This window comes from Pseudaeromonas pectinilytica (genome assembly GCF_054780855.1).
Map to the genome: position 1 here is coordinate 17,602 of NZ_BAAGVN010000336.1, position 9,636 is coordinate 27,237.

Here is a 9,636-nt window from a genome sequence, read left to right on the forward strand (position 1 = left end):
ATCCGCTTGATCGACAGGCTACTAACGGTTTGCCAGCTCCGGATCGACCCGACACTGGGTCTGCACTCCGGGCGCAAGGTCGGGTGCTAGTAAAGGAGCCATCCCTTTGAGCACCTGCACCGGCAGGGCGGAGGTGAACCGGAAGCTGTCCGCCGAGCTGCCTTCTACATAGGCGGTGAGCGTACCAAAGTGGTGACTACCCAGATAGAACACGAACGTGGCGGTGCGATTGAGCACCCGGGATTCGAGGATCTGGCCGTAGCGGCCCACTTTTTCCAAGCGGTTGTCACCGGTTCCGGTTTTGCCCCCCAGCTGCAGCAGGGTACCGTCGCTGAGCTGGAAGCTGCCTGCCAGACGCCGGGCGGTTCCGGCTTCTACCACTTGAGAGAGGGCAGCCTGCAGTGCCTGGGCCACCTCGCTGGGCAACACTCGAGTGGCCTGATTGGACTTGGGTGCCAGCAGGGTTTCAAAAGGAGTTCCGGTGGCAAAGTGCAACGAGGAGAGGCGCTGCACCGGCAGACGGACGCCATCGTTGAGGATGATGCCCATGAGTTCGGCCAGGGCTGCTGGTCTATCTCCGGAGCTACCAATGGCGGTTGCCAGGGACGGAACCAGGTGGTCAAAGGGATAACCGAGTTTTTGCCAACGCTGGTGGATATCGCTGAACGCCTCGATTTCCAGCATGGTACGAATGCGGCTATCCCGTGCGGTTCTGTGCCGGGATTTGAATAGCCAGCCGTAAACCTCCAATCGTTGCTCCTGGCTTGCGGCCACTGCATCGGCAAAGGTGGCTTGTGGATGGTGGCCGAGATAATCCAGCAGCCACAGCTCCAGAGGGTGTACCCGAGCCACATAACCCTGATCAGGCAAGGAGAAGGCGCCAGGACCATAGGTGCGGTAGAGATAATCCAGCCGCTTGTCAGTGAGTGGCTCGCTGGGCAGATGCTCGCGAATAAAGCTGGCTAGTTCGGCGGGCGTGGCTTGTGGTCGCAGATAGCGATGAACCGCTGCCAGTTTGCTCTGGGTCAGATGCATGCCATCGAGCAGGGTCTTGAGTTGTTCCTCCTGGTTTTTGCCCTGATATTTGCGCCAGAAGCGTCCGAGATAGGTCTTTCCTTCTCGATCGGCAAAGCGGCGCAGATACTCCTGGCGGCGGGGATCCTTGTCGTCTTGTAGTAACAGGCGGCGAGTCGGATCTTGATACAGGCTGTAACGCACCACATCGCGCAGCAAACGGATAAAGGGTAGGTTGATGGACTCCTGTAAAGCCTGACGCAGGGTCGGCAAGCGGCCATTATCCTCTTTACGGAAGTTGCTGAAGGTATGCAGGCCACCGCCGGTGAAGAAACTCTCGTAGGGACTGGCCGAGTAGCGGCGATCCAGCGCGGCTTGCAGCATAGACGTCAACTGCCGATCCGGGTTGCGCAACAGATAATCGATGGCCCAGCGACTGAGGTTATCCTGGGCGTCCACCGGTTGCTGGCGCAGCTGCTCCGGTGACATCAGGGCGAAACGCTGATGCAGCTCGGCGATGATTTGCAGATAACTGGTCAGCACCCGTAACTTGGCGGTGGAGCCCAGCTCCAACTTGCTGGCGTCATTGATATCGAAGGGTTGATCCGTGTTATCGGTCTGCACCCGCACCAGAAAACCTTGTGGGCTGCGCTCGAACAGCGTGAAGCTGTAACGCACGGCGGCAGTTTTCTCTGGAGAGAGCAGCCGTTCGCCATACAAGCCAACGCGACCGGCAACCTCGGGGTCGGCCAGACTGCGTAGATATTGGCTGACCTGTTGCTGCAGATCGTTATTCAGATGGCTGTGCACACTGAGATCCAGATGGTCCAGATCATACAAGTTCAGCCCCAGCATATTGCCCAGTCGTCCGCGAGTGACATAGCGGGCCTTGTTGCCATCGATGCGCTCGAAGGCCGGTTGGGTGCTGAAGTTGCGAAATACCAGTCGCTGTGCCAGGGCGGCATCCCGCAGTGGCAACGAGATGGCAGCCGATTGGGCCAATAAGCGCAGATAGCTATCGGTCAGGGTTTCCAGCTCGCTGCGGCCTTTGAGCAGGTAGAACGAGGGGCGGCGGTGAGCGATGAGCAGGGCGACCACCTGGCGCAGGGCCAACCCTTGAGCCAGCAGATCTTCCGGCGTGTTGGCTGCGCGCCCGAGCAGGTCATCCACCCGGGCGACGTCGGCGGCAAACCAGACATGCAGGCCATCCCCCAGACCGTGCACCTCGCCATAACCGGGCGCGGCGGCCAGCGGCACCGAGTTGAGGTAATCCAGCGCCAGCTGTTGGCGCGCAGGTAGGGTCAGCACACCGCCCTGATAGGCACGAACACTGGCCGAGGCCATCTGGCGCAGTTTTTCTTTGCTCGAGCTGGTGCGGCCTTCCGGGGAGTGGCGAAATTTTTCCATCTGGGTGGCCAGCGTGCTGCCACCGGAGCCGTGATCCTGAATGCCAACCTGTTTGCCTAATTGGGAGAGTGCGGCGTTGGCAAAGCGGGGCCAATCAACCGCTGGATTGGTCAGCGGATACTCATCACTGAGTAGATCCCGATTCTCGATATAGAGCAGGGACTGCAATACCAGTGGCGGTATGGTGGCAAATTCCAGATATTGATGGCGTGGATAGCGGCTGACGTGAAACGGCTCGTTACGGCAGTCAAATAGGGTCAAACCGGCCTGACTCTTTTCGGCGTAGGGGATAAATAGCCCCTGCTGGCTATAGTGCATCAGGGCCGGTGAAAACTCGGCCTGACTCAAAATGCCATACCCTCGAGCTTCAAGACGGGGCAAAAAGCTACCGAGCCGCGCATATCCGAGGCGCTGATCATAGGGGCCTGCCGCCGGAAAGTGGATGGCCTGGCTGGGGCCGGGCGCTAACCGCCAGCTGAGAGTTTGACTATATCCAGAGAGTAAGTGGGCCTGCAGCCAGGAAGTCTGCATCTCAAACAGCAGGGCGGCCAGAACGATGGCAATCGCCAACACCAATAAGAAGCCGGGGATCCGGCGCAAGAACCGCATCAGGCGGGAGCTGGAACGGATCGGGGCTGGCTGAGGTGTTTCGGGGGATCCAGTCGCTGTGTCCTGTGGAGTCGCGGTCTGTGGTGTCTGGTTGGTTCCGTCCGAGGACGAGACGGCTGCGGATGTTCCTGACTCCGTAGATGGTGTGCTGCTGGCAACCGGTTCGACGGCATCCATGGCCAATGCTCCGTGAACGAATGGATCTGACTCATCGGAGCCTGCGAGATCAGGTGTATCCAGATGAGCGCTTTTCATTGAGTGTAATCCTCCGGCGCGTGCGGGGTGACTGCTTTATCAAATAAAGCATCAGGAGAGTGAAGCGGCTTGGGTTTTGTTTACTTTTAGTACAAAAAACAATCACATCTGCAGATCTGTGGCTGACCTGACGCGGGTTTCCCATCTGGCGATGTTGCCTCTGGCATACAGTTCCGCGGTTGGTAACCGCAGCAGTCAGTCGCTGCCGTCGCAGCGCTGGGATCTCTGGCGACAAGATATTGAGTTACGCGCTGTATATAGGGCAAAATAGCGCCCCTGAAATGACCGGCTCTGTGTAAAGCCGGTCATTTTTTTCTATCCCGTTTAGTAACCGAGGCCAGTCCTGAGGACTGGAAATGATAGCCGCGTTCGTGCGCCGGAAGGCCTGCAACGAACCCATGTCGATCAAGATTGAATAGAGGAAACAGATGAAGCATCCATTGCCATTCCCCGTCGAGATTTGCCGCCCCGCAACGGCCTGCGTTTCCGCGCCGTGTTCTCGTTGCTCCAATGTGCGGGTTGGCCGTGCAGGAGTCCGATCATGACGCTCTCCAAAGCACAACAACCGGGATTGCGCAAAACGCTCAGTTTGTGGCAAGTGGTGATGATGGGTCTGGCCTATCTGACGCCGATGGCGGTATTCGATACATTCGGCATCGTCACCGAGCTGACCGATGGCCATGTAGCCACCTCCTACCTGATGGCGCTGGTGGGCATGCTGTTTACGGCACTGAGTTATGGCGCTCTGGTGCGACGGTTTCCATCCGCAGGTTCGGCTTATACCTATGCCCAGAAGGCGTTTACCCCTTATGTCGGCTTCATGGTTGGCTGGTCGTCGTTGCTGGATTATCTGTTCATGCCGATGATCAACATGTTACTGGCGAAGATCTACCTGACGGCGCTATTTCCGGGTGTTGAGCCCTGGGTGTTTATTCTGGGACTGGTCACCCTGATGACCTTTTTTAATCTGCGCGGCATCAATCTGGTGGCCAATCTCAACAGCCTGATCGTCGGCATGCAGATTGCGGTGATCCTGGTGTTCATTGCTCTGATCGCCCATGGGGTCTATGCGGGCGAGGGGATGGGTACTGTGGCGAGTCTGCGCCCGTTCTACTCCCTGGATGCCGCGGTCGTGCCGATGATTACCGGTGCTACCGTGTTGTGCTTTTCCTTTCTCGGCTTTGATGGCATCAGTAACCTCTCCGAAGAGACGCCGGATGCCGGACGCGTGGTGCCCAAGGCGATCTTTCTCACCGCGCTGATCGGCGGCGTTATCTTCATTACCGTCTCCTATTTTCTGCAGCTCTATTTCCCGGATATTTCCCGCTTCCAGCAACCGGATGCCGTATTGCCGGAGATTGCCCTCTATGTCGGTGGCCAGTTGTTTCAATCGATTGTGCTGGTGCTGACCACGGTGGCGGTGCTGGCTTCCGGCATGGCCTCACACGCTGGTGTCTCGCGCCTGCTCTATGTGATGGGGCGGGATCGGGTGTTGCCGGAGCGGTTCTTCGGTTATGTCCATCCACGTTGGCAGACCCCGGCTATTAATGTGGCGTTGGTCGGTGCCGTGGCGTTGTCGGCGGTCTCCTTCGATCTGGACATCGCATTGGCGCTGGTCAACTTTGGCGCTCTGGTGGCATTTACCTTCGTCAATCTGTCGGTGATTGCCCAGTTCTATATTCGTGAGGGACGCCGTCAGGGCTGGCGTAATACCCTGCGTTATCTGCTGCTGCCACTGTGTGGCGCGCTGACGATCCTGGTGCTGTGGTTGAACCTGGAATTGAGTTCACTCTATCTGGGTCTAAGTTGGGCGGCGCTGGGTCTGGTGTGGTTGGCGGTGCGGACGGCTCGTTTCCGGCAGCCATTACCCGAGGCGGCGCTGTAGGCCAATCGGGTGCGATAGCCCAGCGTGGGGAGTCCACGAGGTATACGGGCCGGTATTAACCGGCCCGTGCTATTTTTGTCGCTCTCGGAATGAGGAGCTAGCTGCGACGAATAATGCCGTCCAACTGCAGAATAAACAGCTCCAGCGCCTTGGTGTTGTCGAATTCGAAGGCCAGGCCATAGTGGGTCTCGGTGCGGCCGGTGTGCAGGCGCTTCGGGAAGCGGGTCATCTCGGCATGGTGACAATAATCGGCCTGGGCGTGAACGCCGGGAATCGCGGCGAAGTCAGCGACGAAGGGCTGCAAGGCTGGCATCAGCACCAGACGGCTATGACGGCTATCGGCCAGCAGATAAAAGGCGTGCTTGCTGTGAGACAGCATGTACTCAGTCAGAGTGCGGATCTTGAAGTTGGTACGACATTCGAGGCCCCGCAAGGTCTCCTCGATGGCGGCGCTATCTATAGACAAACTAGCCATGGACAAAATAGGCTCCTGGTTCAATGTGGCTCCCGAGCGGGAGGGGAGGCCTTCAGACCCGTGAGCGACTAGCCTGCACGGCAAACGCCTGTCTGCCAACCGATTCCTCATTTCTTTCCGCTCTTCGTGCCGGTGCTGTGACGAAGGCGACGAAGCGTCACCTCCTATCATCGCCGCCTATCCCTGCCGCCATATCACTCCCTGCGATCACCGAGAGGTGAATCCTCATCGCGACCGGAATTGCACCATGGCTGGGCATTCTCCCGACGCAAGGCACCAGAGTGGCTCGCGGTTGGTGCTGTGTCGGGCCTGTATTCGAGGTTTTAGCCAATAATTTCTGGATCCTTGGGGTCCTGAGTGTCCGGCACGGCTTTTGCTTTTATCCAGAAGTTAGTTTGAAAATGCACGTTTGGACACTGGCGTCCTGTCCCTCCGCAAGGAGGGCGGCGCTTTTTTTTTGCCCGAGTGTCGGGTGTATACCCGAATTCCGGGTTCGAAGGGAGTCTTTGCCGTATGTCAAACCCGAGCGCTGTCCTGCCCACTGCCGATGGATCCGTCCAGACGACCTGCGCCTATTGCGGCGTCGGCTGCGGGATCCGGATCTCCGGTGATCAGCTCGAAGGGGATGCTAGCCATCCAGCCAATCTGGGGGCACTGTGCATCAAGGGCTCTACCTTGCTGGATACCATGGCGTATCCGCACCGGCTGCTCTACCCGCGTCTGAATGGCAAGCATGTGGGTTGGGATGGGGCACTGGACGAGATCGCCAGCCGCTTTTCCCAGATCATCGCCGAGTCCGGTCCCGAGGCCATCGGTTTCTATGTCTCGGGTCAGCTCATGACCGAAGATTACTATGTGGCCAACAAATTGATGAAGGGGTACATAGGCGCCGCCAATATCGATACCAACTCCCGCTTGTGTATGTCCTCGGCGGTAATGGCCCATGTCCGGGCCTTCGGTGAGGATGTGGTGCCTGCTTGCTATGCCGATCTGGAGCTATGCAACCTGCTGGTGCTGGTGGGTGCCAATACCGCCTGGACCCATCCGGTGGTGTTTCGCCGCATTCAGCAGGCCCGGGCCCGCAATCCGCAGATGAAGTTGGTGGTGATCGATCCGCGCAAGACCATGACCGCCGAGCAGGCGGACTTGCATCTGCCGCTGCAACCAGGCACCGATGTCTGGTTGTTCCATGGCTTGTGCCGTTACCTGTTACAAAGCGGTGCCGTGGACCGCGCTTATGTGGACGCTCATGTCGATGGTTTCCCCGAACTGGCCGCCTTGCTGGACGATCCCGAGTATGACGAGAGCGCCATCGCTCGGCGTTGTGGCCTCAGCGAGGTGGATCTGCGGGCGTTCTTCCGCTGGTTTGCGGCAGAGCCGAAGACAGTCACTCTGTTTTGTCAGGGGGTGAACCAATCCAACCAGGGCACCGATAAGGCCAATAGCATCATCAATGCCCATCTGTTGACCGGACGGGTCGGCAAGCCAGGTGCCTCCCCCTTTTCGATGACCGGACAGCCCAATGCCATGGGCGGGCGCGAGGTCGGCGGGTTGGCCACCCAACTCACCGCCCACATGGGGTTTAACGACACCGACTGTCAACGAGTGCAGGATTTCTGGCAATCGCCGACCATAGCCCGGCAACCTGGGTTGAAAGCTGTGGATTTGTTCGAGGCGGTACGGCAGAAGAAGATCCGCGCGCTGTGGGTTATAGCCACCAATCCGGCGATCTCGTTACCGGATTCGGCCCGGGTGCGTGAAGCATTGGCCAACTGCGAGTTTCTGATTGTCTCCGAGATGACGGCCCGGACCGATACCGCCCAGTTTGCTCATCTGCTATTACCGGCAGCCGGTTGGGGAGAGCGGGGCGGAACCGTGACCAACTCCGAACGCTGCATCAGTCGGCAGCGTCCCTTTACCCAAGCGCCCGGTGAGGCGAGACCGGACTGGTGGGCGCTGGCCGAAGTGGGCAAGCGCATGGGCTTTGCCGAGGGCTTCAACTATCACGGTCTCAACGATATCTTGCGCGAATTTGCCGCCCTCACGGCTCATGAGAACCAGGGCGCGCGGCAGCTGGATCTGGGGGCCATCGCCCAACTGGATGATGCCCAGCTCGATAGTTGGCAACCGACTCGCTGGCCGCTGGTTGCCCAGGATGAAGCGCACATTGCCGGCGCCCGCCGCGTGCTGGGTACCGAGCGCCTGTTTGCCGAGGGTCGGTTCTCGACGCCGAATGGCAAGGCGCGCTTGATTGCGGCGGCGCCGCTGTTACCGGTTTTGGATGCCGATCCGGTGGATAGCGAGCGAGCGGGCTGGTTGCTCAATACCGGCCGGATTCGCGATCAATGGCACACCATGACCCGCACCGGACATCTGGTGCGCTTGATGGAAAATGAACCCTATCCCAAGGTGTCGGTCAATCACCACACCTTGCTGGCCTCGGGATTGGAGCTGGGGCAACTGGTCTGGTTGGGCTCGAAACGGGATCAGGTGCTGGCCCGGTTGGAGCGAGATGACGGCTTGGCGGATAACGAAGCCTTTATGCCGATGCACTGGAGCGACAGCTTTACCGCCCGAGGTGGAGTGAATCGTCTGGTGGCCCCGGTGGTGGATCCTGTCTCCGGACAACCGCAGTTCAAGCAGACCCGGGTGCAGGTGCAGCCATTCATCGCCCAATGGCATGGGGTCTGGATCGGTCAGCATGAGCCCAATCTGCAGGGACTGGGACGCGATCCCGGCTGGTGGAGTCGTCGCCCGGTGGATGGTGGTGAGTGCCGTTTGCTGGCGGATGCCGATTGTTCAGCCGAGCAGCTATGGCAAGGGTTGGCGGTGCAGGGACACTGGATCCGCTTGCCCCTCAAGGGCCAGGGCTGGTTGGCGGTGGCCCTGAATCAGGGTCGTATCAGTGGCATTCTGCTCTGTGGCGCCAGTCCGTGGCAGGTCAACGTCGGCTTGCTGGCGGGTTTGCTGGCAGTACCGTTGGCCGCTGCGTCACTGGCAACCACGGTAGAACAGGCGCTGGCGGGCGATAGTCGCATAGTCTGCTCCTGTTTTCGGGTCAGTGAACGGCAGATTGTCGAGGCGATTGAACAACAAGGGATCCATGAGCGCGCTGGATTACAGGCCCTGCTCAAGTGCGGCACCAATTGCGGCACCTGTGTGGTGGAGCTGGACAAACTGGTGGCAAAACATCGCCCCCAGTGATGGCAAAAAGTGATGGCAATAGCAGCAAGGAGTCTGAGCATGATGCAACGGAATGTGGGGTTAGGTCCCGGCGAGGTGGCTCTGGTGGGGGCTGGTCCCGGCGATGCGGAGCTGTTGACCCTCAAGGCGCTGCGCCTGCTGCAACAAGCCGATGCCGTGGTGTATGACCGGCTGGTGGGTGAGGAGATCTTAACTCTGATCCCGGCGCGAGCTCAGCGTCATGATGTGGGCAAGCGGTGTGGAGTTAAAAGCCTGTCCCAAGAGGCGATCGGTGAGCTGTTGATCAGCCTGGCCCTGCAGGGCAAGCGGGTGGTGCGCCTCAAGGGCGGTGACCCCTATGTGTTTGGTCGGGGTGGGGAAGAAGCGCTGGCGCTGCAAGCGCGCGGCATCCGCTTTGTGGTGGTCCCCGGTATCACGGCGGCGCTGGGATGTGCCGCCAGCAGTGGGATCCCGCTGACTCACCGCGGGATCTCCCGCTCGGTGACCCTGGTTACCGGCCATCTGCAGGCCGAGGCGCAGCAGAGTGAGCCGCTATTCCACGGCTGGCAGGCCCTGGTGAGTGGGGGGCATACGCTGGTGTTTTACATGGGGCTGGAGCAGGCGGCCCATATTCAGCAAGGTCTGTTGAGGGCTGGAGCCGAGGGATCCCTGCCGGTAGCCCTGATCATTGCCGGCACCATGCGGCATCAGCAGGTGGTGATCAGCGTAAGCGCCCTTGAATCGGCATCTGTTTTTCCCAAAATCAGCTCGTCACACTTGAAATCCATTACCTCTACCTTGGATTTCC

5 protein-coding genes are annotated in these 9,636 nt (G+C 59.4%); 3 read left to right on the top strand and 2 right to left on the bottom strand.

Annotated elements, in window-relative coordinates; translation table 11 throughout:
- Positions 1 to 21 precede the first annotated feature (21 nt).
- Complete coding sequence (locus tag ACYVG7_RS15370; protein ID WP_460883979.1) at positions 22 to 3,030, bottom strand: transglycosylase domain-containing protein; 3,009 nt, start codon at positions 3,028 to 3,030, stop codon at positions 22 to 24.
- A 796-nt stretch (positions 3,031 to 3,826) separates the two neighbouring features.
- Between ACYVG7_RS15370 and ACYVG7_RS15375 the strand changes: the two genes are divergently transcribed.
- Complete coding sequence (locus tag ACYVG7_RS15375) at positions 3,827 to 5,170, top strand: APC family permease (protein ID WP_460883975.1); 1,344 nt, start codon at positions 3,827 to 3,829, stop codon at positions 5,168 to 5,170.
- Between the two features lie 97 nt (positions 5,171 to 5,267).
- Here the strand turns inward: ACYVG7_RS15375 and ACYVG7_RS15380 are convergent, their stop codons facing one another.
- Positions 5,268 to 5,645, bottom strand: a complete 378-nt coding sequence (locus tag ACYVG7_RS15380) for a hypothetical protein (RefSeq protein WP_460883976.1) — start codon at positions 5,643 to 5,645, stop codon at positions 5,268 to 5,270.
- A 513-nt stretch (positions 5,646 to 6,158) separates the two neighbouring features.
- Here ACYVG7_RS15380 and ACYVG7_RS15385 point away from each other — a divergent pair.
- A complete protein-coding gene (locus tag ACYVG7_RS15385) occupies positions 6,159 to 8,849 on the top strand; it encodes a nitrate reductase (protein ID WP_460883977.1) in 2,691 nt (896 codons plus the stop codon).
- Positions 8,850 to 8,888: 39 nt separating this feature from the next.
- Positions 8,889 to 9,636: uroporphyrinogen-III C-methyltransferase (gene cobA / locus ACYVG7_RS15390; protein WP_460883978.1), on the top strand; the 748-nt coding region annotated here is incomplete at its 3' end.

What these genes read in the sequence shown, in the direction of transcription:
- ACYVG7_RS15370 (WP_460883979.1), bottom strand. Translation starts at nt 3,030, where the DNA reads ATGCGGTTCTTGCGCCGGATCCCCGGCTTCTTATTGGTGTTGGCGATT.
- ACYVG7_RS15375 (WP_460883975.1), top strand. Translation starts at nt 3,827, where the DNA reads ATGACGCTCTCCAAAGCACAACAACCGGGATTGCGCAAAACGCTCAGT.
- ACYVG7_RS15380 (WP_460883976.1), bottom strand. Translation starts at nt 5,645, where the DNA reads ATGGCTAGTTTGTCTATAGATAGCGCCGCCATCGAGGAGACCTTGCGG.
- ACYVG7_RS15385 (WP_460883977.1), top strand. Translation starts at nt 6,159, where the DNA reads ATGTCAAACCCGAGCGCTGTCCTGCCCACTGCCGATGGATCCGTCCAG.